General features: G+C 47.6%; 20 protein-coding genes. 15 read left to right on the forward strand and 5 right to left on the reverse strand.

Annotated features, from left to right (window positions below; translation table 11 throughout):
• Positions 1-17: 17 nt before the first annotated feature.
• From K9N57_04915 to K9N57_04940, 6 genes are all read left to right on the forward strand, one after another.
• Entirely contained in the window at positions 18-989 is a 972-nt protein-coding gene (locus K9N57_04915) for a ribonuclease HII (GenBank protein MCF7803510.1), read from the forward strand.
• Positions 973-2,694 (forward strand): gamma-glutamyltransferase, encoded by a 1,722-nt coding sequence (gene ggt / locus K9N57_04920; GenBank protein ID MCF7803511.1) that lies wholly within the window; start codon positions 973-975, stop codon positions 2,692-2,694. The genes K9N57_04915 and ggt overlap by 17 nt, the downstream gene beginning before the upstream one ends.
• A gap of 1 nt (position 2,695) precedes the next feature.
• A complete protein-coding gene (locus tag K9N57_04925; protein MCF7803512.1) occupies positions 2,696-3,607 on the forward strand; it encodes a P1 family peptidase in 912 nt (303 codons plus the stop codon).
• A gap of 40 nt (positions 3,608-3,647) precedes the next feature.
• Positions 3,648-4,541 (forward strand): signal peptidase I, encoded by an 894-nt coding sequence (lepB, locus tag K9N57_04930; GenBank protein ID MCF7803513.1) that lies wholly within the window; start codon positions 3,648-3,650, stop codon positions 4,539-4,541.
• Positions 4,542-4,675: 134 nt separating this feature from the next.
• A complete protein-coding gene (gene hemW / locus K9N57_04935) occupies positions 4,676-5,869 on the forward strand; it encodes a radical SAM family heme chaperone HemW (protein ID MCF7803514.1) in 1,194 nt (397 codons plus the stop codon).
• Positions 5,870-6,727 (forward strand): patatin-like phospholipase family protein, encoded by an 858-nt coding sequence (locus K9N57_04940; protein ID MCF7803515.1) that lies wholly within the window; start codon positions 5,870-5,872, stop codon positions 6,725-6,727.
• Positions 6,728-6,865: 138 nt separating this feature from the next.
• Here K9N57_04940 and K9N57_04945 read toward each other — a convergent pair whose 3' ends face one another.
• The 3 genes from K9N57_04945 to K9N57_04955 form a co-directional block, all read right to left on the reverse strand.
• Entirely contained in the window at positions 6,866-8,698 is a 1,833-nt protein-coding gene (locus tag K9N57_04945; GenBank protein MCF7803516.1) for a S9 family peptidase, read from the reverse strand.
• Between the two features lie 224 nt (positions 8,699-8,922).
• A complete protein-coding gene (locus K9N57_04950) occupies positions 8,923-9,582 on the reverse strand; it encodes a DUF4168 domain-containing protein (GenBank protein MCF7803517.1) in 660 nt (219 codons plus the stop codon).
• Positions 9,583-9,759: 177 nt separating this feature from the next.
• Positions 9,760-10,779, reverse strand: coding sequence for a peptidylprolyl isomerase (locus K9N57_04955; protein ID MCF7803518.1), 1,020 nt, complete (start codon positions 10,777-10,779; stop codon positions 9,760-9,762).
• Between the two features lie 217 nt (positions 10,780-10,996).
• Here K9N57_04955 and K9N57_04960 point away from each other — a divergent pair, with 217 nt between their 5' ends.
• From K9N57_04960 to K9N57_04980, 5 genes are all read left to right on the forward strand, one after another.
• Positions 10,997-11,869, forward strand: a complete 873-nt coding sequence (locus K9N57_04960; protein MCF7803519.1) for a VIT1/CCC1 transporter family protein — start codon at positions 10,997-10,999, stop codon at positions 11,867-11,869.
• Between the two features lie 207 nt (positions 11,870-12,076).
• Entirely contained in the window at positions 12,077-12,709 is a 633-nt protein-coding gene (locus K9N57_04965; GenBank protein MCF7803520.1) for a response regulator transcription factor, read from the forward strand.
• A 292-nt stretch (positions 12,710-13,001) separates the two neighbouring features.
• The gene (locus tag K9N57_04970) at positions 13,002-16,196 is read left to right on the forward strand and encodes a TonB-dependent receptor (GenBank protein MCF7803521.1); all 3,195 of its coding nucleotides are present in this window, start codon (positions 13,002-13,004) and stop codon (positions 16,194-16,196) included.
• A 69-nt stretch (positions 16,197-16,265) separates the two neighbouring features.
• Positions 16,266-19,472 (forward strand): T9SS type A sorting domain-containing protein, encoded by a 3,207-nt coding sequence (locus K9N57_04975; protein ID MCF7803522.1) that lies wholly within the window; start codon positions 16,266-16,268, stop codon positions 19,470-19,472.
• A gap of 55 nt (positions 19,473-19,527) precedes the next feature.
• Positions 19,528-20,547, forward strand: coding sequence for a PorV/PorQ family protein (locus K9N57_04980; GenBank protein ID MCF7803523.1), 1,020 nt, complete (start codon positions 19,528-19,530; stop codon positions 20,545-20,547).
• A 91-nt stretch (positions 20,548-20,638) separates the two neighbouring features.
• Here K9N57_04980 and K9N57_04985 read toward each other — a convergent pair whose 3' ends face one another.
• Positions 20,639-21,010: a YccF domain-containing protein gene (locus K9N57_04985; GenBank protein MCF7803524.1), complete on the reverse strand. Its 372-nt coding sequence runs from the start codon at positions 21,008-21,010 to the stop codon at positions 20,639-20,641.
• Positions 21,011-21,181: 171 nt separating this feature from the next.
• Here K9N57_04985 and K9N57_04990 point away from each other — a divergent pair, with 171 nt between their 5' ends.
• From K9N57_04990 to K9N57_05000, 3 genes are all read left to right on the forward strand, one after another.
• Positions 21,182-21,868, forward strand: coding sequence for a hypothetical protein (locus K9N57_04990; GenBank protein ID MCF7803525.1), 687 nt, complete (start codon positions 21,182-21,184; stop codon positions 21,866-21,868).
• A 69-nt stretch (positions 21,869-21,937) separates the two neighbouring features.
• On the forward strand, positions 21,938-22,570 hold the full coding sequence (locus tag K9N57_04995) for a response regulator transcription factor (GenBank protein MCF7803526.1): 633 nt from the start codon (positions 21,938-21,940) through the stop codon (positions 22,568-22,570).
• A gap of 158 nt (positions 22,571-22,728) precedes the next feature.
• Entirely contained in the window at positions 22,729-23,364 is a 636-nt protein-coding gene (locus tag K9N57_05000) for a hypothetical protein (GenBank protein ID MCF7803527.1), read from the forward strand.
• A 6-nt stretch (positions 23,365-23,370) separates the two neighbouring features.
• Here K9N57_05000 and K9N57_05005 read toward each other — a convergent pair whose 3' ends face one another.
• Positions 23,371-23,763, reverse strand: a complete 393-nt coding sequence (locus tag K9N57_05005) for a response regulator (protein ID MCF7803528.1) — start codon at positions 23,761-23,763, stop codon at positions 23,371-23,373.
• A gap of 368 nt (positions 23,764-24,131) precedes the next feature.
• Here K9N57_05005 and K9N57_05010 point away from each other — a divergent pair, with 368 nt between their 5' ends.
• Positions 24,132-24,524, forward strand: a complete 393-nt coding sequence (locus K9N57_05010; protein ID MCF7803529.1) for a hypothetical protein — start codon at positions 24,132-24,134, stop codon at positions 24,522-24,524.
• Positions 24,525-24,845 lie beyond the last annotated feature (321 nt).

Here is a 24,845-nt window from a genome sequence, read left to right on the forward strand (position 1 = left end):
AGATACTTTTTCCCGTCATGACTTTTGAACCGTTTGAACATAAACTCCGGAAGCAGGGATATTCCCGGATCGCCGGTATTGATGAGGCCGGTCGCGGCCCTTTGGCCGGACCGGTAGTGGCATCGGCCGTGGTCCTGAACCGTGATATTCCGGATGGACTCACCGACAGCAAAAAGATATCTGCCAGGAAGCGGACCCAATTGTATGATGCGCTCCGGGAAAGTGACTGTGATTTTGGTATTGGCGTGGTCGAGCAGTCCAGGATCGACAAAATTAACATCCTGCAAGCGACCACACTGGCAATGAAAAAGGCCATCGGTGCGCTTAAGCGTCCGCCGGAGTATCTGCTGGTTGATGGAAGTTATCTCCCGAAATTTATTCACCCGGCGCAGAGTATAACCAAGGGAGATGGCCGGTGTCAGTCCATTGCGGCAGCATCGATCATAGCAAAGGTTACCCGGGATACGATGATGGAAAACCTGGATGCCTTCTTTCCGGGATACGGGTTCGCCAAGCATAAGGGGTACGGAACGACTGCGCATTTGGAGGCTATCGAAAAGTACGGACCAACGCCGATACACCGGCTGACATTCGGAGGTGTCCGGGAACATTTGCCCAAGATTCGCCGGGAGCAGAAAGCCCTCGGAAAATGGGGAGAGGATTACGCGTGTTTCCATCTCTGGAAAAAGGGGGCCCGGATTGTTGAGCGGAATTACCATGCCGGGAAAGATTCCGAGGTGGATATCGTAGCGGTGATGAACGGGACGCTGCGGTTTATCGAAGTAAAAACGGCAGGCACTTCTAATTATGGAAGTCCGGAAGAGTGGGTGGACGATAACAAACAGAACAAATTGTACGATGCGTCCGAGCATTTTTTGTATCACCGGGATGAATATGAGGGCATGCCGTGTCAGTTTGATGTGGCTGCGATTGAAGTGCGCAATTCGGCAACCAATGTACAGTATTTCGAGAATGCATTTGAACTGTAGAACTTTTTTCTTCCGGACACTCTTCTATTTTGCTCTACTGTCAGGGGGCTTTGCCTCGGTCACCGGGGCCATGCCGGATTCCGCCAGCCATGGAATGGTAACTTCCTCAAGTCAGTATGCCTCTGATATCGGTACGGAGGTGCTGAAGAGCGGGGGGAATGCCGTTGATGCAGCCGTGGCTGTTTCATATGTATTGGCGGTGACGCATCCCGCAGCGGGCAATATTGGTGGCGGCGGATTTATGGTAATACGTCTGGCAGACGGAACTGTGACCACTATCGATTACCGGGAGGAAGCACCGGGTTCGGCAACCAAAACGATGTACCAGGATGACAACGGGAACGTGATCACCCAGCTGAGCCGGGTAGGAGCAAAGGCCTCCGGCGTGCCTGGAACAGTCGCCGGAATGTCATATGTCCTGGAGAAATACGGAACTAAGTCCCTCAAGACGTTAATTGAGCCGGCTATATATCTTGCCAGAGAAGGATTTGCAGTGGACGAAGATCTGGCGAATACCCTGAATCGGCATCGCAGCTACCTGCAGCGTGATCCGGTGGCAGCCAGCCAATACACAAAAAGGGAGATATTCAGTGCAGGCGATACCCTGAAGTTGCCTCAACTCGCTACCACGCTGGAGCGGATTGCAGAGAAGGGAAAGCACGCGTTCTACCAGGGAGTGATTGCGGAGCAAATTGTCCGGACAATGCAAAATCTGGACGGGCTGATTACCAGAGAAGATCTCCGCAGTTTCAAAGTTAAGGAGCGGCAGCCAATTCACGGAACCTATCAGGGATACGAAATCTATTCCATGCCGCCGCCGAGTTCAGGTGGCATTGCCCTGGCCGGTATCCTCGGGATACTGGAGCCGTATCCACTTGACAAATGGGGACACAACTCCGCAAAGACGCTACATTTTAAGACCGAAGCAGAACGACACATCTATGCAGATCGGAACTATTTCCTCGGCGATCCGGAATTTGTGGATATGCCTATCCAAACATTGACTTCCGAACCGTATTACAGCTATTTGCGGCAGCTAATTTCGCATAAGGCCACGCCGAGTGAGCAGGTGTCGCACATCAGCTGGGACACCGCAGATTCTTTGGGATACGTTGCGGAACACCTGGAGACCACTCACTTTTCTGTTATCGATGCTGACGGAAATGCCGTTGCCAATACCACCACACTAAACGGTGCCTTCGGCGCTGGGTATGCCGTAGAAGGAGCCGGATTCATGATGAACAATGAGATGGACGACTTCAGCGCCAAGCCCGGCGTCCCGAATATGTACGGTTTGATTGGCGCGGAAGCCAATGCTATCGAACCTCGCAAGCGGATGCTGAGTTCTATGTCCCCAACAATTGTCACCCGTGATAGAAAACCGGTCATTATCACGGGAACACCTGGCGGGTCGACAATTATCACCACCACCGCGCAGATTATTATGAATGTGATTGATCATGGGATGTCTATTAGAGAGGCAGTAGATGCGAAGAGAGTTCACTCTCAGTGGCTCCCGGATTTTATCTACTACGAGGAAGGCGCATTGACCCAAATTGACAAGCTTTTATTGATGCAGGTCGGCCACACCCTGAAGCCCAGGCAGTCGATTGGAGAAGCAAACTCCGTCGGTATCGATCCGGCAACAGGGACCATATATTCCGGTGCGGATACGAGCCGCGGCGGAACAGCAGCGGGATACTGATATGGCGGGAATAACAGATGTCACTGGCGTAATAGTCGGGCACAGCACAAATACCGACGACAATACGGGCTGTACCGTGATTTTATTCGAAGACGGTGCGGTCGCCGGAGCGGATGTACGAGGATCTGCAACCGGAACGGTGGAAATTGAGGTGTTGAAACCGGTCCGTCTGGTACCGAAGATTAACGGGTTGTTCTTCACCGGCGGAAGTGCATTGGGATTGCCGGCCGTAAAAGGGGTACTGGATTTTCTCAGGGAGAACGATATAGGATACGAAACCGGCAACGCCCGAATTCCGATTGTTCCCGGTGCGGTAATCTACGATATTAGCGAAGATAAAAATTCGGCAATTCCCACGGCGGAAATGGCGTATGAAGCATCTGAAGCGGCAAAATCTGAATACACCGGGGAAGGCACGGTTGGGGTGGGAACGGGCGCGACAGTTGGAAATATGTTCGGTCCGGAACTTACCCGGCGTGGCGGGCTGGCAACGCTTTCAGATACGACACCTGACGGAATTACCGTTGGCGTACTCCTGGTGGCGAATCCGTTTGGCGGTATTTTCAGTCCCTGGGAAAATCGCTGGCTTGTCGGGCATGAGAAAACGGAGGAATCGCTGCTCTATAAGAAGCCAGAAGATCTCTGGACCTCAAACACAACGCTTATTGCCGTTGCTACAGACGCCCAGCTGACCAAGGAGCAGTGCATCAAGGTTTCGCAGATGGCACAGGACGGTTTGGCGCGGGTGGTTTCGCCGGCTCATTCCATGTTCGACGGCGATCTCTCGGTGACGGCATCTCTGGGAGAAAAACAGGGCGAAATCAACGGTATTGGTCACCTGGCTGCAGAACTAACCTCAAAATGCATTATACGTGCTGTGGAACTCTCCAATGATACTGACGTTTTATCATAGGCAATAACGGCTAACATATACTGTAAGGAACGGACAGCAGATGAACGAAAAGAAGAATTCAGAGCACCAGAAGTCGGTTTCGACACCACCGCAACCGTCAAGAAAAGAACGGATAATCCGTGAAGTCAAATCTATCGCGCTGATTATCATTATTGCGCTGTTTGTCCGTTCAACAATTATCGAGGCGTATCAGGTGCCGACCGGTTCTATGGAAAATACCATACTGGTCGGAGATTTTATCCTCGGGAACAAGTTCATTTACGGTGTCAGGACGCCGGACTGGTTCGGAATTCCGTTTACCAAGGTCGGTTTTCATGTGCCAAACTGGAGAACGCCACCGCTGGATGCGCCGGAGCAGGGGGACGTAGTCATTTTTCAGTATCCACTGGACGATCGGGTCAATTACATTAAGCGTCTGGTTGCATTACCCGGACAAACGCTGGAGGTGCGGGATAAAGTCCTCTATGTGGACGGAGAGAAGTTTGACAACGCCGAGGGAACAAAATTCACCACCAACCACGTGCGTCCAGATCAGTGGCAGGAACCCAACATTTTTCCTCCGGGCTATGGGAATAAGGATAATTACGGGCCGCTTACGATTCCGAAAGAGGGGATGACGTACAATTTTGGTCAGGATAATACGGCGCTGATACGATACCTGATTGAGCAGGATGGTCACGAGTTTGCCCATTCCGGGGGGCGGTATTATGTGGACGACGAACCAGCAAACAGTTACACCGTGGAACAGGATTACTATTTTATGATGGGCGATAACCGTGACAATAGCTGGGACAGCCGTTATTGGGGACCGGTTCCTGCGGACAATATTCTGGGAGAGGGGATGATTACATATTTCTCATGGAATAAAAACGTGCCGCTGTATCGGCTGGGCGACAAAATTCGGTGGGGCCGGATTGGCGATTTGGTGAATTGAACGTATGCATAATAAACGGTGATTAAATCATTTCAGCCGCGGAGAGATAAAAAGAAAACACGAAGAGGTTGTCTATAAATAATTTTGGCGCAAGATCTAAAAATTTTTTCTAAAGTGGCAGTATATAAAATCTTGTGAATAATTCAGAGAAAGAACGCACACGTAACACAGAGCCGGTCAGCCTGTATTTCCACATTCCGTTTTGTAAGGTCAAGTGTATTTATTGCGATTTTTATTCGGTCGTCGACCGGGATGAGCAGATTCCCATGTTCACTGAAGCACTTATCCGCGAATTTCAACGCAACAAACCTCCCGTTAATGATTACGACGAAGTTGAAACGCTCTACCTGGGAGGCGGCACACCATCGATGCTGTCCGGATCACAATTGGAGCAAATACTGGAAGCCATATCCCGGGAGATTCACTTCGCAGAGGACATCGAAATTACATTAGAGGCTAATCCTGGCGAAGTGGATTATGATCGGCTCGCGGCGTACCGATCGCTCGGAGTGAACCGGGTCAGCTTTGGGATCCAATCCTTTGACAATGCACAATTGGAACGGTTAGGCAGATGGCATCGCGCACATCAAAATATACCCAGTGTGGAAATGGCCAGAGAAGCCGGTTTCAACAATATCAATGTGGATCTGATATTTCATCTCCCCGAGCAATCGCTTGACAATTTTCTGCGGGATCTCCGGAAAATGTTAGAATTGGAAACGGAGCACATCTCTATCTATAGTTTGACTGTTGAACAAGGGACCCCGTTATTTCGATATGTTGAGGATGGACGGATAGAAATGACCTCCGACCAACTGGACGCGGAAATGTACATGATTCTTTGCGAAAAGATGCATGATGCCGGCTTCGAACATTACGAGGTGTCGAACTTCGGAAAGCCCGGGTATCATAGCCGGCATAATTCCAACTATTGGAATGGCCGCCATTATTACAGTTACGGACCATCTGCACACTCATACAACGGGGAATATCGCTGGTGGAATGTCCGGGATCTCAGCAAATATCTGACCTTGGTCCGTAATAATGGTTCACCGATTGAAGACCGTGAATACCTTGACCCGGAAACACGGAAAAATGAATACCTGCTTACCCGATTACGGACGAACCACGGAATTCGCTTTGCAGAATGGGAATCACTTTTTAACGAGCCATTCCCGGAATCATTACGCAGTTATTTCCGGGGATTAATTGACCAATATCCTGGCTGGATCGATGAGCATACGGATGGCATCAGCCTCACCGAAACAGGGTGGTTGTTCACCGATTCCATTGTGGATGGGGGCATCACTCATCTGGAGGCGGCTTAAATGAAAATTGGATTGGCACTTGGCAGCGGTGGCGCCCGGGGGTTGGCACATATTGGGGTGCTGAAGGCGCTTCGTGAACGAAACATCCAAATTAAGTATATCTCCGGGAGCAGTATGGGAGCTTTCGTCGGAGCCGTGTATGCAGCTACCGAATCTATCGAGCGGCTGGAAAATATGTCCGCCGATTTTACCTGGCGGAAGATGTTTCGGCTGTTCATGCCGTCCCTCCCCAAGGCCGGCCTTATCGATGCGGCAAAAATCACTCAGCTCCTGGAAGAGAACCTGTTATTCGATACATTTGCCGAACTGAAAATTCCACTCGCCATAGACACAACGGACATTGAACGGGGGGATTTGATTACCCATACATCCGGAAACCTGATTGAGGCCGTTCGAGCAAGCATTTCGATCCCTATTATTTTTCAACCGGCGGAAATCGACGGAAAAATTCTGGTCGACGGGGGGCTGGTCAGTCCGGTGCCGGTAAATACGGTCCGCGAAATGGGAGCGGATTACGTAATTGCCATAAATGTACTGGATAAAAATAAAAGTTGGATGCGTGCGGATAAGATCCGGAAACAGCTGGAGCCGGAAGAACCGTCCAATTTTCGCCAGCTTCTGAAACGCATTAATCTGGATGATAAGATTCCGGAACGCCGTACAACCCGCGAGCGGAATCTAAGCATGCTGATGGTCATTGCCCAGACGGTGGGTATCACGATTTCCATGATGGCCGATTACCAACTCCAGGTGGAAAAGCCCGATCTGTTGATCCAGCCGGACACCCGAAAGATCAACGTATACGACTTTCACAGGGGAGAGGACGTGATTCCGGCGGCTTACGAACTGACGAACTGACAATCGAAAAGTTAGATGAAGCAGGATTGTAACCCGGGGAGATCTACAACATCATTCGTAAATTTAGTCTGACTTCCCTCGCACTGCAATTGTGAGGCTTATCATAAGATTTCTCCCGGTTGGACGATTCCGTATTTCCTAGGTCAGAAGTGCAGAGATATCCCCATTACCAGCACGACCATTTAGATGGCGGGCCAGAAACTGTTCCATTGCCCGGTAGAAGTCAAAGCGGTTTTCTTCATTGTGGAAACCGTGTCCCTCGTTTTCCTTGACCATGTACGGTACTTCAATCCCTCGGTCCCGTAGCGCTTCCACCATTTGATCTGACTCGTCCTTGTTCACCCGCGGATCGTTGGCACCTTGCGCGATCAGCAGGGGGGCCTTGATTTTATCCACGTGCATAACAGGTGATGCCGAGGCCAACAGGTCTTTATCCTGCTCCGGATGGCCAACCATTTCGTAGAGCATTTGCCGGTACTGTTCCCAATAGGGCGGGATAGATTCCATAAAGGTAAACAGGTTCGAAACTCCCACATAATCCACCCCGCACGCATACAGATCAGGTGTAAAAGTGAGACCTGCGAGGGTGGCGTAACCACCGTAGGAGCCGCCGTAGATTGCAACCGCGTCCGGGTCGGCGATGTTTTCCTCAATTAGTGCATGGACTCCGTCGGTGATGTCGTCCTGCATGGCTTTGCCCCATTCCTTGAAGCCCCGCTCCCAGTAATCCCGGCCATATCCGGTTGAACTCCGGTAATTCATCTGCAAGACGGCATAACCGCGATTCGCAAGAAATTGCACCTCGGGATTAAACCCCCAGTGATCCCGGACCCATGGGCCGCCGTGGGGATTGATTACTACCGGTAGGTTTTCCGGGGATTGGCCTTTCGGCAATGTAAGATAGCCCGGAATTGTGAGGCCATCTCTGGCAGAATACTCTACAGGATACATTGGCGCCATTTCATCTTCCTTCAACCACGGACTCACGTCCACCAGTTTTGTCAATTCGTTGGTATCCCGATCATGAAAATAGTATGCACCCCGGGAACGGTCGCTGTGGGTTCGCACCAGCAGCCGGCGTTCGTTCTTGCTCGAGCTGCTGAGACTGACTTCATATCCCGGCAGTTGTTCTTCCAGAGATGTCTGGAGTTGGGCCCTCTCCTCATCAAAAAACTCGTAATTTCGATAATCAGTAAAATAGGTGACACCAGTAATGACTTCTCTTTCTTTGGACCGAAGCAGGTGGGAAACATCCACCTCTGGATGCTCGTAAATGATGTCCAGTTCGATATTATTTTCGAGGTCATATTTTACTATGGCCTGCTTATCACGCCCCAGGTTTGAGGCAGCATAAATCGCATCATCATTAAATGTGAAAAACAGGGGATTCAGCGTTTCTCTGAAGGTTGTCGTCAGGACCTCGTGAAATTTCTCTTCTTCCGTATTGCGGTACAAAATGCCGGTATTCACCCCGTCCGTCGTGGTGGCTACCCGCAACTTCCCTTCGTTATCAGTATGCCATCCGGAGATATTCCCCGGGTTTTCAGCGATCATGGACATCTCTCCGGAATTCACGTGAAGCCGATAGACGTCAAAAATCTGTTTATCACGCTTGTTCATGCCGATAAGTATCTCGTCCTCGATATCTTCCAGGTCATCCACAATTTGCACCCGGACATCATTAAAAGGGGTGAGCCTAGTGTGATTTTTTCCATCGATATCAACGGCAAACAGGCGAAAGTTCTCGTCCCCGGCAGTATCCTGGAGAAAGACTATACGGGTATTATTTGCCCAAAGATAGCCGGCAATATCCCGTTCGGTCGCTGCGGTGATCCTTGTACTATTGTCGGTTTCAATTTCCCGGATATGAATATTCAGTCGATTTTTCCACGGTGCGAGAAAGGCCAGTTTTTCACCATCCGGGGAGAGCTGAAAGGACGTTTGCTGCGGGTTTCGGAAAAAATCTTCCATAGGAATGAGAGGTGGATTTTCCAGGGTGTCAAGCGTTGATATGTCTCCGGAAATTTTCACTGCGACATTGCTCCTATTCTAGGGTTTGCAATTTGGTAAACGTAAAAGGTAGAGAAGGTATGGTTGAAATACCAGTCTACAAGAGTAGGGCGGATACTCAGATGAAAAAAAAGGCCGGCCATTCCGGCCGGCCTTGAAGGAATGACATACCTAAGTGCTCAGACTCAGTTTTGCATCAGATTACGATACCGGCTCTGGAGTTCCTGATCGGCGCGGATAGCGGTAAGAATCTTCTGGAATCGCTGGGGAGCAAAGCCTTCTTCCTCAATTGCCGCTGTGGTTTTCTGTTGAGTTTCAGTCTGGATACTTTGTAATTCCTGTGAAGCAGCCTGGAATTTCTGCTTTTCCTCTTCAGTCATTTCTACATCGGATTGGCCCTGCCCACGCTGAGACTGCATAATCTTCTGAAATCGCTGTGGTTCGAGTCCCTCTTCCTGAATAGCGCCGACCATTTCCTGCTGGGCGGACTGCTGAATTTGCTGAACTTCCTGGACGGCGGCGGCAAATTTTTTCAACTCCTGGTCGCTGACATCGACATCAGGTGCCTGTTGTTGCTGTTGCATCTGCTGTTGCATACGTTGACGGAGCTGGGCTTTCTGTTCTTCGGACAATTGCTGCTGGCCCTGACCCTGCATTTGCTGTTGTGCCTGCATCTGTTGCTGTTGTTGGTTCTGTTGCATCTGCATTTCGGAGGTGGATTGCTGCTGGGAGGTATCGGTCTGAGATGATTGATCCTGTGAGGAGCAAGCCACAAATGTCAGGGCGATTAGGAGCATACCTGCCATTCCCAGGGCGGTGTTCAATTTATGAGTCAATTTTTGCATGAAAACTTCCTTTCGTTTAGCTGTGCCAAATAACTCTTGAAAATAAACAAGAGTCTCACTGAATCTCAAGGTATGATTCGAAATAGGATGCTTAAACCAAATCAAAACTAAAAATCCCAGCGAAGGAAAGGGATGTCCATCGCTGGGATATTAGGCAATATTGAAATACAAAAATGTCTAAAACTCTTTTACTTCGTAGTTTGCCTCTTCCTTCAGCTGGTTGACATAATTATCATAGACGTCTTGCTTCTTCTGCTGGCTTAATTGTTGTTCGAGGTCCGGCCTGACCTCATCGAGTGGCTTTTCCTCCTGGGCGCGACTCAATACCTTAATAATATGATAGCCATAACGGGTTTCAACCAATGTATCGCCGACCGTACCAACGGGAATGTTAAAGGCAGCATCTTCGAACGGTTTGACCATCATGCCTTTTTCGATGTCTTCGTACAATCCCCCCTTATCGCTCGATCCCGGATCGTCGGAGTACCTGGCTGCCAGCACGCCAAAATCCGCTCCTTCTTTCGCCTGTTCGAGTACCCGCTGAGCGCTGTCCTCAATGGCTTCCGTTTCGGCCGGGGATTCGCCCTGCGTGCTGAAAAGTATATGCCGGACTGTGGCTGTTTTGTCCTCGGAATATGCTTCCTGGATGTCTTCTTCCGTTACTTCAACTTGTCCCTGGAGTTTCTCTTCCAGGTAATTATTGATAATTAGACCCTCGCGGAACTGCTTCCTGACCGGTTCCATGGAGATACCGGCGCTCTCGATACGCTGTTTAAACTGTTGCTCTCCGCCTACCTGGGTATATTGGAGTTGCATCAGGCTATCCACTTCGGAGTCGGTCACAGTCACATTTGCTTCGGCTGCTGCCTGAAGCAGTAGTTTCTTCTCTCCAATTTGAGAAGCGTTACTGGTAATAACCTGCCGCAGTTGCGAAGCCGGCAAGTTCTTCAATTGACTAACCCGGGTGCCATAATTGTCCTGCATGGTTTTTAATACTTCACCGGTAGAAACGACAAAGTCATCTGTGGATACTAAAATATTGTTCTTGTCAGGACTCAGGTACGGGAGTGTGTCTGAGAGGGCAGCGGCGAGTTCATAAGCGTCAGTACCCTTTTCAAGTTTTACTTTGGACTGTTGCGAGGAACAGGCAGCAATTATTAAAAATACAGGCAACAGTGCCAGCATAATTTTTTTCATTCGTCTTCTCCGAAAGATTGTTTTAGTCTAATGTTTACTTAATAATATCAAGATGAATAAAAAGTAAGGATCATTTCGGGTGAATCATAACCTTAATATTGTTATACCGTTTTCTCCAATTTAGTACTGAACCCTCAAAAAAATGTTTCTTATTCAGACAATTTTCTTCTATTTTACAACATTAGAGAAGGTCAGGACAGTAATTTAGGAGTGTTTTATGAGTGTTGCAGGGATACAAGCACAAATCTTATCCGCACAAAAGGCAGAAATTACCGAGTATTACATCTACAACAGATTGGCAGATATGACGGGTGATCCGGAAAATGCCAGGGTGCTTCGCCGTATTGCTGAGGAAGAGTTATCTCATTACAATTTCTGGAAAGAACGGACCAGCAAGGAGGTCTCCCCGAGTAAATTCAAGATTTGGTTTTATTCCCTGGTCGCCAGATTATTCGGTTTAACCTTCGGTATCAGGCTTATGGAGAACGGGGAAGACCTAGCTCAGGATACCTATCATGATATCGCCACTGTAATCCCCGACGTCGCTCAAATCGAAGCGGACGAGCATGAACACGAAGAGCAACTCATCGATATGCTGGATGAAGAGAGCTTACAGTACGCCAGTTCTATCGTTCTCGGCTTGAATGACGCTTTGGTAGAACTGACCGGTGCAATCGCCGGGCTTACTCTGGCCTTACAAAATACCGGCCTTGTAGCAGTGGCCAGTTTGGTTACCGGTATCTCCGCTTCGCTCTCAATGGCCGGATCGGAATACCTTTCCACCAAAACCGCCGACGACAAAACGAAAAACCCCGTGAAAGCATCGGTTTATACCGGAATAGCCTATTCTTTGGCAACGGTCCTGTTAGTGATTCCGTATTTTATCTTGTCAAATCACTTTTGGGCTCTAGGCTGGACTTTGCTGAATGCGATATTAATTATTTTCGTATTCACCTATTATATCTCCGTGGCGAAATCATATTCATTTAAGCGTCGTTTTTGGGAAATGGTCTTTATCAGTATGGGCGTTGCTGGCATTTCTTTCATTATCGGACTGGTCATCAGACACTTCCTTGGTGTTGAAGTGTAAAGCAGGCCCGATCAGATTTAACCGGACCAGACAAAGATTCTTCGGTATTAAGCCCGGAGATTTACAGTAATTTAAGTGGAATATTTCCGGGAATATTTATACAATTAAGACACCTGATTGAGCATCAAATAGTCAAAGCATATGAGCTAAGGGCAAGTTCACATGTGAGTGTTCAGGGTCAAGTATTGTTATGGGAGGCGCAATATTATGATTGATATATTGGTTGCCGACGATCATAAAGTGGTCCGGGCCGGCTTAAAGAAAATATTCGAACAAATAACGGACCTAAACATTGCTGACGTTGCCACAACGGGACAGGAGGTTATCGATAAGGTCTCGAAAGAGAATTTCGACGTTGTCATCATGGATATTTCAATACCGGGACAAGATGGACTGGCTGTAACGGAATTTCTGAGAACCAACCATCCGGATGTCCGCGTTCTTGTTTTAAGTATTTATCCGGAAGATCTTTATGCTGTTCGTGCAATTAAAGCCGGTGCCTTCGGTTACCTGAATAAGAAGAGTACTGCTCAGGAAATTATCAGTGCTGTACGCACAATTGCAAATGGACAACGGTACGTTCCGCCGGCGGTGGGAAAGCAATTGGCGGTTGATGTCCAAAACGGGTCGGCGGACAAACCCCATAAACTTCTGTCAAACCGCGAATTTCAGGTGTTGCGAAAAATAGCCAAAGGGCAGACGGTTACTGAAATTGCAGAGGATCTCTCGCTGAGTGTGAAAACCATAAGTACGTACCGCTCCCGTATTCTAAGAAAAATGGAAATGAGTAATAATTCCCAGTTGACCAGGTATGCCCTGGAAAATAAAATTACTATATAAATCTTTGTGCAGACCCTACCTGATAGAACCTTCTATAGTAGTAGCTCTTAAACTGGCCTTGTTAGTATAGCCTGTTTCCAATATCCCGGACATTTCAGTGGGTGGCCATTTACAGTTTAAACACAAAGTCAAAGTTTTACTTTCCATTTTGTAAGATTAAATCTGACAAAATAGTTAAATATTCTTACAAAAATTTCAGTACCAGTCCGATGTTCATTCTCCCTGATAAAATCTAACTTGGCGGTAAGTTAAATATCCTTTTTACTTAAGGTAAAAAACAGTGGAGGGCAAAATGGTTCGACGTGGTACTCTATTTCTACTCACTATGCTGGTTGCGGCAGGCTTGCTTGCCCAATCTGCAGGAAAGATATCAGGTACTATCACTGACAGTGAGACGGGTGAACCGCTTGCGGGTGCCAATATATTAGTTGAAGGTACAAATTATGGCGCATCCGCTGATACAGACGGAAACTACTCAATTCTGGATGTTCCTCCGGGGACATATACAGTAACCGCCAGTTTCATTGGATACAGCACTATTGAAAAAAGTAATGTTCAGGTTACTTCCGGATTGACAACCCGTTTGAATTTTGAAATGGAAACATCTGCCATTGAAGGGGATCGGGTTGAAGTGACGGTAGAGCGGCCGCTTGTACAGCCGACGGCAACCAATGTACAGCGCACGATTTCTCAGGATGAATTTGAGAATATTCCCACCAGGAATGTTCAAACATTTTATTCGATGCAGGCCGGAGTGGTCGAGCAAAATGGCGAGATTCACATTCGCGGTGGGCGAGCCAGTGAAACCGGATATATGCTTGAAGGGTCTAGTATTAAAGGAATGGTCGGTTCCGATGCTGTCGTAACTACGATTCCGGAAGCCCTTGAGCAGGTTAATGTACAGTCCGGTGGATACAGCGCCGAAATCGGGAACGCAAATGCCGGAATTGTCCAGCAGTCCTTCCGGACAGGTGGTCAGCGATTCAGTGGTTCTGTGCAATATGAGACCGATACCTTCGGCTCAGCGCTTGGTGATAATTCGTATTCCTACGGATATAATGATTTTACTGCTACATTAGGCGGGCCACTTTTTAGTCAGCGTCATCGGTTCTTTGTGGCTATCGACAAGTCTTACACCGATGATTATAATCCTTCGTTCTGGACTGGTGCGGATTTTGACACCCTGTATGATTCGGGAAGTTCAGGAGCGCCAATTGGGCAACCTTCTCCTGGGGAAGTCGCCTGGGAAGACGGTAACCTGCCCGGAGACAGTCCGCGCTTTCAGGATCAATTGACCGCGAATGGAAGTTTCCTGCTTGATTTTAACCCCCTCCGTTTTAGAATTGCTTTTGCCCGAACCGATCGGACCCGACAAATCAATACCGTGCCGATCTGGGATATGTTCAACCAGAAGCGACTTTCCCACAGGGAAGATACCCGGCAGCTCTACAATCTCCGGGGCACGTATTTCTTCGATAATAATACATTTGTGCAGGCTCAGGTTAGTTATTTTGACTACGATTTTGAGGTATTTGATCCCAATTTCGACCAGCCTGAGGCAGACGGAGCTGGTGGCGCTGTTTGGGATTTGATGGATTATATCGATAACGCGCCTGAATCAGTCGACGGTGATCCGCATGGATTGTTGGAATCCGGCTTATACACAATTGCCGAAGAAGCCGACACCATGTTCAACCAAAACGGAGAAATTGTTGAGGACGTTAACGGGAATCAGATTATCGTAGAGCCCGGAGACACTGTCCATTCCGAATACGGATTTGACTATTATCGAGGCTATTATCAAGAGCCAGCGGAATTGACATATCACGGATTTCGATTTACTGCCCCTGGTGCTATTTCTGGGCCGGATGGCTTAATGACGAATTACCGGAAGCGAAATCAGAATTATATGGATTACAAGGTGGATTTCGTCAATCAGACCGGCCGGCATGAAATAAAGGCCGGTGGCCATTTTCAAAAATGGCTTGTCCGGGATTACGAATTCACCGCCTATAACGCTTTGGGATCCCAGATACACAACAATCCCGGATACGCGGATTCGATCCGGGCTGGGACTGATGGCGTTGCATTCGCCATTCGCCAGGCTGGTAGTGGTGGATATGGCTATGATGAGTTTATGAATAAGGTCGGGGAAGGTGGACTCAGTGCCTTACTTCCCTGGGGATCCGCAGAAACGGATGACGAGTTGAATGCACCTCGGGAGCCGTATCTGGCTGCAATGTATATCAACGATAAAGTTGAATATCAGGATATTGTAGTGAACGCCGGACTCCGACTGGACCGGTTTTATATGGATCAGTGGGAGCCAACGGACAGAACCAGTCCCCCATATCAATCTGAGGATTGGTTAATGGATGCCGATTCATTAGATAAAGCTGATGCGATTACGGCGATTCAGCCCCGGATTGGCCTGGCCTTTCCGGTGACTGATATGACTGTCTTCCATCTCCAGTATGGCCGGTTTGCGCAGATGCCGGATATGGCCAACGCCTATGATAACGTTTCTGACTATGCACAGACATTTTCCGGCCAGTATTTTATTACTCAGCCATTTGCATGGTCACTTGACCCCATCAAAACAACCCAGTACGAAGTTGGGTTCCAGCAACAGTTCTCAAATTATGCTTCGTTTGATATAACGGCATTCTATAAAAATACAACCGGCCAGATTGAACTGATTTATCAGGAAACGGAGCAGGGGTCAGGTATTGCTAATTACGCTCTTTGGCAAAATGGTGACTTTACCACTACCAAGGGGTTTGAACTGACTCTGAAAACCCGTCGGTATAAAGGGCTGTTGACCCAAGTGAATTATACGTTGAGTTCTGCCAAGGGAACCAACTCGGATCCCAGTGCTCAGGCGGGCTTGATGGATCAGGGCACAGCACCGCCGTCTATGATCCAGCCTCTGCGGTTCCAGCAAAATCACCGCGGAACGATTAACCTGGATTACCGGACCTCCCCCGATGCTGGTATGATGTTAGGCGATTGGGGCGTAAACCTGCTGATGTCATTTAATAGTGGACATCACTTCACGCTGTCCACCGGGGGCATAGGACAGCAGGGTCCGAATACGGGCGCCTTGCTTTCCAATGATGCACGCTCTCGGGTCCCGGTTGAATCCATCAACGCATCAACTACTCCATGGTATTTTAACACCGATCTTCGTGTGACGAAAGGATTTGACGTAGGAGGCGTTCGGTTTGGTGTTTACGCCTATGTCCAGAACCTGTTTAACCGGAAACACGTGTTGAACGTGTATTACCGGACAGGATCTGCAGAAAATGATGGTTTCTTGTCAAGTCCGGATCTGAGCAGCGATATCGTAGCCGGACTCGGTGAACAGTATACCGAATTATATCGGGCAATTAACCTGGAAAACCGACAGCACTGGTTGAGCGATGGCCAGTCTGATATCTACGGTACTCCCCGGCAGTTCCGGGTTGGAGTCCAGGTCGAGTTATAAAAAGCATTACAACTCGTGTTGGATAAACAAGAATATAATGGCGATAGTATTTTGGAGGACAGGCTTATTATGAAACTACATAAACTTTGGTCAATGCTAATTGTATTGGGGTTGCTGGGTACACTCGGCTTTTCTTCCGATCTTGCGGCAAAGGAAAAGGGGCAGGTCACTCAACAGCAGTCCCTCATGAAAATGACCCAAACTGATCCCATTGAAACGGTGTTCGACATCAATAATATGACAATCTGGTCCCGAAATGACGGGTACTATCACTGGTCGGACCCATTTTCCGGCGTGAATGGTACGTATCCCAAAGGTCTGGCTGCCGGGGTAGTGTTCGCGCAGGGTACTCTGTGGGGCGGCATCGTCGATGACGGAAATACTCCCGAAGTCAGGGTCAACGGGAGTACCTATAATAATGGAATGTCCCCAGGAAAGATTCTTCCTATAGATGGCGGCATTCCCACAGGGCCGGATACCGATAGATCGTATCACGCCTGGAGGGTCAGAACAGATTACGAAACTGCTGACCTTTCCACGGATGCGTCCCAGATAAATGGAGTTCCGTTGAGCGAAGTGACCGAAACCATGATTCAGGAATTGCGCGCACAGTATGAAAGGGATTGGAATAACTGGCCTGCCGAACTCGGGGCCCCGTATGAAGATGTGAATAATAACGGAACATATGAACCAAGTACGGACATTCCAGGATATCCCGGTGCGGACCAGACTATCTGGTATGTGGCAAACGATCTGCCTGAAGGTGCTTCGGAAAACAGTTATGGTTCCCCGGAGATCGGTATGGAAGTTCAGACCACGATCTGGGGTTATAACTTTCCATCCAGCAATCCACTGGGGAATATGGCGTTTATCAGGAGCCGCCTGATATATCGCGGTGACCCGGGCGCCCCGAAAGTTCAAAATGCACAGATCGACTCCATGTATATTGTCCATTGGGTCGATCCCGATGTCGGAACCTACGATAATGACTTTGCCGGGAGTGACACATCCACCTCGATGGGATTTGCATATTCCGGTGTGAAAAATGATCCGACATACTTCGATAATTTTGGTTTACCATCACCGGCAGTCGGTTGGGATTTTCTGCAGGGCCCGATTGTCAACGGCGATACGCTTGGATTAACATCTTTCTCTTATTTTGCAGCCGGATCGGACGTGAGTGACCCTGATTTGACAGAATACCAGGGAACTCTGCAGTGGTATAACCTGATGCGGGGATATAAACCGCGTCCACCGTATCCGAGTGCCTCACCATGGGTAAATTCGGTAACCGGCGAAAACACAAAATATGTGTTAACCGGTGATCCTGTGGCTGGTGAAGGCTGGATCGATGGTATGGATTTGCCACCGGGTGACCGCCGTATTGTGCTAAGTTCCGGACCATTTACGATGGCTCAGGGTGATACACAGGATGTCGTTGTGGGGCAGATAGCGGCTATGGGACAAGATAACATCTCCAGTATTTCTGTCCTGCGTAGCTATGATGAATTTGCCCAGTACGCATACGATAACAACTTTAATCTCCCCTCAGCTCCGGCTGCTCCCCAGGTTGAGACAGTTGGACTTGATAAAAAAGTCGTGCTGAACTGGGGCAGCGATAAAAATGCAGTAGATGCGACGGAAAATACGGTTATCCAGGGATTTAATTTCCAGGGATACAATATTTATCAGTTACCGTCGCCTAATTCACAATTATCTGAAGGGGAAAAGATTGCCACCTTTGATAAACAGGATTCGGTGCTGAAAATCTTTGAGACTCGCTTTGATATTGATGCCGGTCGTCTGCAGGAGCTTCTGGCACAGGAAGGGACCAATAGCGGAATTCAGCGGACCCTGAGTATTACCCGGGACCGGGTAAGGAGTCGACCAGTGGCCAACGGCGTAACCTATCACTTCGCCCTTACGGCCTACAGTTATAATCCGGATAGCCCGCTGGCGCCTGCCATCCGTTCACTGGAGAGTAGTCCGACAGTAGTTTCGGTGACTCCGCAGCCTGCCAAGGCAACGGAGAACTTTGGCGGTGCGCAAGGAGATACTGTAGAAGTACAACAAGTCCAGGGAACTTCGGACGGTGTGGTCACACCAATTGTTGTGAATCCGCATCAATTAAACGGCCATACCTACCAGGTTACCTTTGATACCTCCGGTGGACAGGTTACATGGAATTTAATTGACCAGACCACAGGTGAGGTCAAATTGAGCGATCAGACGAACCAGTCCGGAAACGAAAATTACCTGATCGTTGACGGTATGATGGTGAAAGTTTCCGGACCAGAACCGGAGTTTTCGGAAATCATTGAGGTCGCGTACGATGGAAATCCGCTCGATTCTCCGACAAGTGTTTGGCACTCATTGAATTCCACTAGTACCTACTATCTCAGTGCCGGAGGTGGCGGTGGTGGTATTGACCGCTTAGCAAGGAGTGTCGCCAATGCTGTCCCAAGAGATTATGAGTTGCGATTCACCAGCGGTGGAAGCGATGCAGTCTGGTATTTTGATGGTGAAGAGGTTGGAACGGTTCCCTTTGAGCTATGGGATATCGGCCAGGCAACCCCGAATGATCCGTCTGATGACACCCAGCTGATTCCGTTGTTATATTCGGGTGGCGACGGCACACCGGGAACGTTTGATATCGGCTACACCGATCCGACGTTTGGCTATCCTGCCACCGATTGGGTCTACTGGTATGGCGGCGATTACGCCCAATTTGAAGCCGATGTGGCCGACGGCAGTCTGGACGATCTCTCTTACCTCACTGACGAGTATATCGCCCGAATGACCATCGGTGATTTTGACGATGACGGCAATCTGCCGCCGAATGGGACGACAGTGCGGTTTGTTACCGCCAAGCCGAATACGGTAAACGACGTATTCGAATTTACCGCACCGGAGACCGATCTGAATGATGAGATAACCGATGCGGAAATCGATGAAATCAACGTCTTCCCAAATCCGTATTACGGACGGCACCGTCTTGAGACCGGCCGGTTCGAAAAGTACGTGACCTTCACCCATCTGCCTCAAAATGTAGACATCAGGATATTTAATCTTGGTGGAGTGATGGTAAGAGAAATTAATCACAATGCGGAACAGCAGTTCCAGCGCTGGGATCTTACCAACCAGGATGGTTTACCTGTCGGAAGCGGGATTTATATCGCACATATCACGGTGAACGATGCGGACGGCAGTAAGGTTGGTGAAAAGGTCTTGAAACTGGCGATTATCCAGGAAGAAGAGATATTGCCAGTCTATTAATGCCATTTCGGGACATAAACATTTTGAGGATTATGAAGTGAAAGGAGTTCTATAAATGACTAAAAGTAAAATATTGATACTTGTAATAATGACCTTAATCTGGAGCGGAATGGCGTTTGGCCAGGAGGTGCGTCATGGTACGAACTCCGCCTCTGAGTTGTTAGTACCGGTTGGCGCACAATATCTACAGGGTGGCGGTGCAGCCGCCCTGGCCAGCGGCCTGGAGGGAGCACTCTGGAACCCTGCAGCCTTAGATAAAGGCAATAAATCTGTAATGGCTGTGTTTTCCCACCGCAGTTATATTGCCGATATTGGAATTAATTTTGCTGGTGTTGGAGGCCAGTTCGGCTCAATAGGGGCAGTTGGCTTAAGCTTACGTTCCTTTGATATTGGAGAAATACCGGTGACGGATGAATACAATATGGATGGGACGGGCGCGACATTTTCACCCACCGTTTTTATCCTGGGTGGAATTTACTCCAAACAGCTAGCAGATAGGATCAGAGTCGGCGCGACCGTGAACCTCGTAAACGAGACTATTGCGGAGGTCGAGGCCCAAACAGTAACCTTTGACGCCGGGGTACAGTACAGTGATTTCCTGGATGTCCAGGGATTGAGTATTGGGGTGGCAGTCAGAAATGTGGGATCCGCAATGCAGTTCGATGGCCCCGGGCTACTTGTTGACGCAAATGAGCCCACTGCAGAGCGTGGCGTAACCAAATATAAAATTACCGCCATGGATGCCGACATGCCCACCGTGGCCGATCTTGGAATTGTATATAAACCGATTGATAACCTGGATATTGGGGTCTCATACCTGGAGAATAACTATGGGCCGAACAGTGTGAAAATGCTCGGGGCATATCACCTTGGTGAGTTTGCCTCTGCAAGGGTATCTTACCAAACCGCAACTGAAAGCGACCAGGTCTTGCAGGATATTTTTGCCGGAGTCTCCTACGGGGCAAGTCTGAATCTGGAGCCGGTAATCGGTACCGATTTAGCACTTGACTATGGTTTTTTACCGGTGGAATATTTTAATAACAATCATGTGTTCTCACTCCGGTTCGGACTTTGATTAAATAGGAAATAAAGGAAATACAACGGGCTCCGGATTTCCGGAGCCCGTTGTATTTTAAAGACGATTTTGGAAAACCTGTCTTCTCTGCTTATCGTAATTCAATGCCAAAAGGTGTGAAGGCCAACCGGGCGAGCTTTAAATGCTGTTTTGCGAACGGGATACCGATAATGGTAACTGCGGTCAATATGGCAAATATGACATGAGTCAGGGAAATCCAGATACCACCAAGCAGAATCCAGATAACGTTCATAATCAGCGAAAGCGGGCTGTCTGCTGAATTGCCGTGCTCAATTTTTACGCCAAACGGGAAAAGCCCCAAAATTGAAAGTTTCATCGACTGAATACCGAACGGTATTCCGATAATCGTCAAGCACATCAGTAGGCCGCTGATCATATATTCCAGGAAAATGAAGATCCCACCGCCAAAAATTATCCAGAGTAGGTTGCCGAGAAGGCTCATAATACCCCCTTTTCTTACAGATTAGTGGTCAATGGAAATAACGTCAACTGCTATTTTATAGAAGTACCCATCTCCTTGCATTCCCTTGGGAGCCAAACTATTTTAACAGCTATGGAAATTCCATTGAATCAACTCTTGTCAGGGCCGGAATTTTACCTTCAGTTAAATTAAATGAATGAGACGGAAAAATCCTGGCCTGGTAAAGAGCAATTACGAAAATTATTGCACTCCCAATGGTCTGCCGAAGAACGGCAGAGCGAGAAATTTACTTCAATTTTACATTCCGAACTCGGCCAGTTATTAACCGGGGTTAAACTTCAGTTATCACAGGCGAATTCAGCGTTGGAGGATGTAGCCGGTACGGACAAGGTGAAACAGCACATTGAGTCCGCTGCATCCATGACTGATGATATCGTGAAATACATTCGGGAAATGATGGGGGATCTCAGATCAGAAGTATTTGAGAATTTTGGCCTGGGGGAAGCCCTGAAATGGAAACTGAAGTCCCTCGAGGAACAGGTTGGAATTCGAACATCATTTCAAGGAAATTTAGTCGTATATGAAGATCCTGACCAGGTCCGCAGGGAGCTTTTCTCCGGAATTACGATGCTACTGGAGAGGCTTACAGAGGATGATTCTCTGCAAAATATTGATCTAGAGGTAAATGAGTCCCACGGAGCGATCGAGCTGAGGTTGTTGGGAGGCGGACCTGGATTAGACTCTTTGACCGAAACTTCGGAATTCGAATTGATGTGGGTGGAGTTGTCGGAGCGACTTCGGAGGTATGGTGGTAGGGTGGATATGGAGGCGAGTAAAGCGGACCAGATAAAAATCCATATAGCTGTAAAATTGGATTAATGGCAAGTTCAGGATTTCTCGGGATTTTAATAATATCTGATACCAACAGTAAAGTAGGTGGAATGTCCTATGTTTAAAATTTTTGTTGCAGACGACCACGATTTGATCAGGGAAGGATTTAAAAATGTAATCAACAGCGAAATGGATATGGAGGTGGTCGGAGAAGCAAAAAACGCAGGCGATGTCATCGATTTTTTACATCATCAGGATTGTGACGTAGTTGTTCTGGACATTACCATGCCTGGACGCAGCGGCTTAGACGTTCTTAAAGAAATTCAATCTCTGGATACAAGGGCAAAGGTGTTAATCCTGAGTATGCACCCCGAAGATCGGTTTGCTATCAGGACGCTTAAAGCGGGCGCGGCGGGATATATTACCAAGGAAAAGGCCCCGGATGAACTGGTAAAGGCTATCCGGAAGGTTGTGGCCGGCGGTAAATATGTAAGCGAATCGTTAGCCGAAAATTTAATCGATGCACTCAGCGGACAGGATAAAGGCCCGCCACATATCCAGTTATCAGACCGGGAGTACGAAGTATTTGAACTAATTGCTCAAGGGATTTCAACGAGCAACATCGCCGAAAAACTATCGCTCAGCCAGAGTACTATAAATACCTACCGCATCAGGGTACTGGATAAATTGAACATGAAAAACAACGCAGAAATAGTAAAATATGCAGTAAACCACGGACTCATTGAGTGACACTGTCACCGTAAATCTTCTTTCAGTATTGCGGCATTCCGTCGTAAATAATACGACAAAAATCCCCCTCAAAATTGACGTAAAAATCACAGGCACCGCTATACCGGAAGTGCCCCTCGGCATTGTATTATTCCATAGAAAGAAACGAGACACATTCTATGGAATTAAGGAAATATATGCCGGACAAAAAGAAACCCCGGAGAAGAAAGTATTCCTGGGCAGTTTTAGGTTATCTCATTATCATCGTACTTCAGGGATCGTTTTTACACGCCGAACCACATGTCGTTCCTCCAACACTGGAAAATGAGCCGGTTTTTAGCGATATACCCTTTGTGGTGACCGAGATATCCGCTGCTGACCGGCTCAATGCAGACGGGGACCTGTATACGGTATTGTTGCAGACCAATACGCCGCCGGATAAGGGGAGTATGGCTCAAATCGTCAGAGAATTATGGCAAAACAGATTACCCCGTACCACTCAATTTCTGGAAGTACAATTTTATTTACCGCAATACGAAACACGCGAAATTCCATACGCGGCTGTAACCATCTCCAAAAGCGGAATTACGGCAATCAACGTGCAGGATTGGATTTTGGAGAAGAGTGAGTCGAATATTAAATACGGTCTTTCCAAAGAAAAACGGCAGAAAATATTCCGGAAATTGGTTGATATCGAAAGGGGGAAAATCCAGCAGCAATCGTTGACAACCCTTCAAAATAAATATAAAATTTCAAAAGATGTCCGGCAGGCAATAGCGTTTGAGGGTATGGCCAACGGCTGGCTGGAAAAGTAATCCTTTTTATCCGTCGGGATTTGACAATCCTAACGTTTTATCTACCTTATCTAATAGTTCAGAAAACTGAAACGGTTTACTCATCATTGCCTGAAAGACTTCAAGATATTTCTCTGAGAGGCCTGGTTCATTAATTAGTGCACTCATCCCAATTACCGGGAGTTCAGGTGCAATGTCCGATAATTGTTCCCTGACCTTGATTCCGGAGATATCAGGGAGTCGCAAATCAGTGATGACCAGGTCAATACTGGCAATATGTTCACGAACGTAGGAAACTCCTGCTGATCCGGTAGAAAAGTCCTGAACCCTGTACCCGTTTTTGGTCAGGGCATTGGAGATTAAATTTCGGACATTATCATCATCATCGATGACACAGATTTTGATCGTTGCATTCGGCATAAAAAATTGCTCCATCTCCAATTTTATTCACATTAAAATTTGTCGATAAATTTGTTGGAATAGCAACCGGTTTCCAAAGTAAATAATTCAAAATTCATACGATTCAAACCGTATTATTACACAACCAATAGTGGCACCATATCAACATCTATTTACTCCCCTCGTGTTTTTTGGTATTTACAGGAGATAAAACATTAAAAATATTTGACAACTTATTTTAATATAATTTGTAGATATCTTCTGAAATTTATAATATATAAGCAACCAATGCCTCAGGTTCAGACCTGCCGCAATTTCCTTACAGGACAAACTTGTTAAAATTCAGAAGTAAACTGGTATCCAGGGATGCCAACAAGAGAGAAATTCACGTGAAAACACTTCGCATTCACTGGTGGTCTATGCCGCTGCTAAATACCGAAGACCTCATAGGGTTGAGCCTGAAATCAACTCCTGGATCATACATCCTGGAATGCGAAAATATACCGGCATACAAACAGAAATATCAGACAGCACCACGCATAGATAAAATTGTGATCCGGGGACCGGTGGGGGACGACTCCAAACCAATTCGTCAGTGGACTTATCGCACACTGATACTTCAGTGGTTATGTAATCAATTGGTTCCAGGGCAAAAAATCAATTTTCCCCAATCGCAGCATGAACGTCAGAAATATTGCAGAGAATTGATTCGGAAATCACTCAACCAGGTGAATGGAGATCTGCGCGAGTTGGGTCAGCAGAAGTTATCAGGAGCATACTAGACTTCAGCCGGATTTTGTCCATCTTAAAATAAGTATATCCTATGCAAGTATCTGAAAACTCCAATTTTCTGCATTCTCTCAGTATTTTCCGGAGCAAATCGGGAAAAACCAGTATAATTATGATATAAAATATTTTATTAATTGCTAAGTGTGTGTAACTATTTATATCTTTTAGGTAAACATTCCATTCGGTAATGGGCATTTTGTACCATTACCTCTCAGGATTTAAAACTCGGTCAGACCGGGAAACTTGCAGCATTATTAAAACGGGAGGGGGGTACTGCTCGTCGTTATTCTATTTATTCGACTGATACCCTTCCA

The sequence above is a fragment of the Candidatus Neomarinimicrobiota bacterium genome, assembly GCA_021734025.1.
In the GTDB taxonomy this organism is placed as follows: domain Bacteria; phylum Fidelibacterota; class JAANXI01; order JAANXI01; family JAANXI01; genus JAANXI01.

Bases quoted from the DNA above. Each gene is read 5' to 3' on its own strand.
- K9N57_04955 (MCF7803518.1), bottom strand. From the start codon at position 10,779: ATGAAAAAAATTATGCTGGCACTGTTGCCTGTATTTTTAATAATTGCT.
- ggt (MCF7803511.1), top strand. From the start codon at position 973: ATGCATTTGAACTGTAGAACTTTTTTCTTCCGGACACTCTTCTATTTT.
- K9N57_04915 (MCF7803510.1), top strand. From the start codon at position 18: ATGACTTTTGAACCGTTTGAACATAAACTCCGGAAGCAGGGATATTCC.
- K9N57_04950 (MCF7803517.1), bottom strand. From the start codon at position 9,582: ATGCAAAAATTGACTCATAAATTGAACACCGCCCTGGGAATGGCAGGT.
- K9N57_04975 (MCF7803522.1), top strand. From the start codon at position 16,266: ATGAAACTACATAAACTTTGGTCAATGCTAATTGTATTGGGGTTGCTG.
- K9N57_04980 (MCF7803523.1), top strand. From the start codon at position 19,528: ATGACTAAAAGTAAAATATTGATACTTGTAATAATGACCTTAATCTGG.
- K9N57_04990 (MCF7803525.1), top strand. From the start codon at position 21,182: ATGAATGAGACGGAAAAATCCTGGCCTGGTAAAGAGCAATTACGAAAA.
- K9N57_04925 (MCF7803512.1), top strand. From the start codon at position 2,696: ATGGCGGGAATAACAGATGTCACTGGCGTAATAGTCGGGCACAGCACA.
- K9N57_05005 (MCF7803528.1), bottom strand. From the start codon at position 23,763: ATGCCGAATGCAACGATCAAAATCTGTGTCATCGATGATGATGATAAT.
- K9N57_04985 (MCF7803524.1), bottom strand. From the start codon at position 21,010: ATGAGCCTTCTCGGCAACCTACTCTGGATAATTTTTGGCGGTGGGATC.
- K9N57_05000 (MCF7803527.1), top strand. From the start codon at position 22,729: ATGGAATTAAGGAAATATATGCCGGACAAAAAGAAACCCCGGAGAAGA.
- K9N57_04965 (MCF7803520.1), top strand. From the start codon at position 12,077: ATGATTGATATATTGGTTGCCGACGATCATAAAGTGGTCCGGGCCGGC.
- K9N57_04945 (MCF7803516.1), bottom strand. From the start codon at position 8,698: ATGGAAGATTTTTTCCGAAACCCGCAGCAAACGTCCTTTCAGCTCTCC.
- K9N57_04960 (MCF7803519.1), top strand. From the start codon at position 10,997: ATGAGTGTTGCAGGGATACAAGCACAAATCTTATCCGCACAAAAGGCA.
- lepB (MCF7803513.1), top strand. From the start codon at position 3,648: ATGAACGAAAAGAAGAATTCAGAGCACCAGAAGTCGGTTTCGACACCA.
- K9N57_04995 (MCF7803526.1), top strand. From the start codon at position 21,938: ATGTTTAAAATTTTTGTTGCAGACGACCACGATTTGATCAGGGAAGGA.
- K9N57_04940 (MCF7803515.1), top strand. From the start codon at position 5,870: ATGAAAATTGGATTGGCACTTGGCAGCGGTGGCGCCCGGGGGTTGGCA.
- K9N57_04970 (MCF7803521.1), top strand. From the start codon at position 13,002: ATGGTTCGACGTGGTACTCTATTTCTACTCACTATGCTGGTTGCGGCA.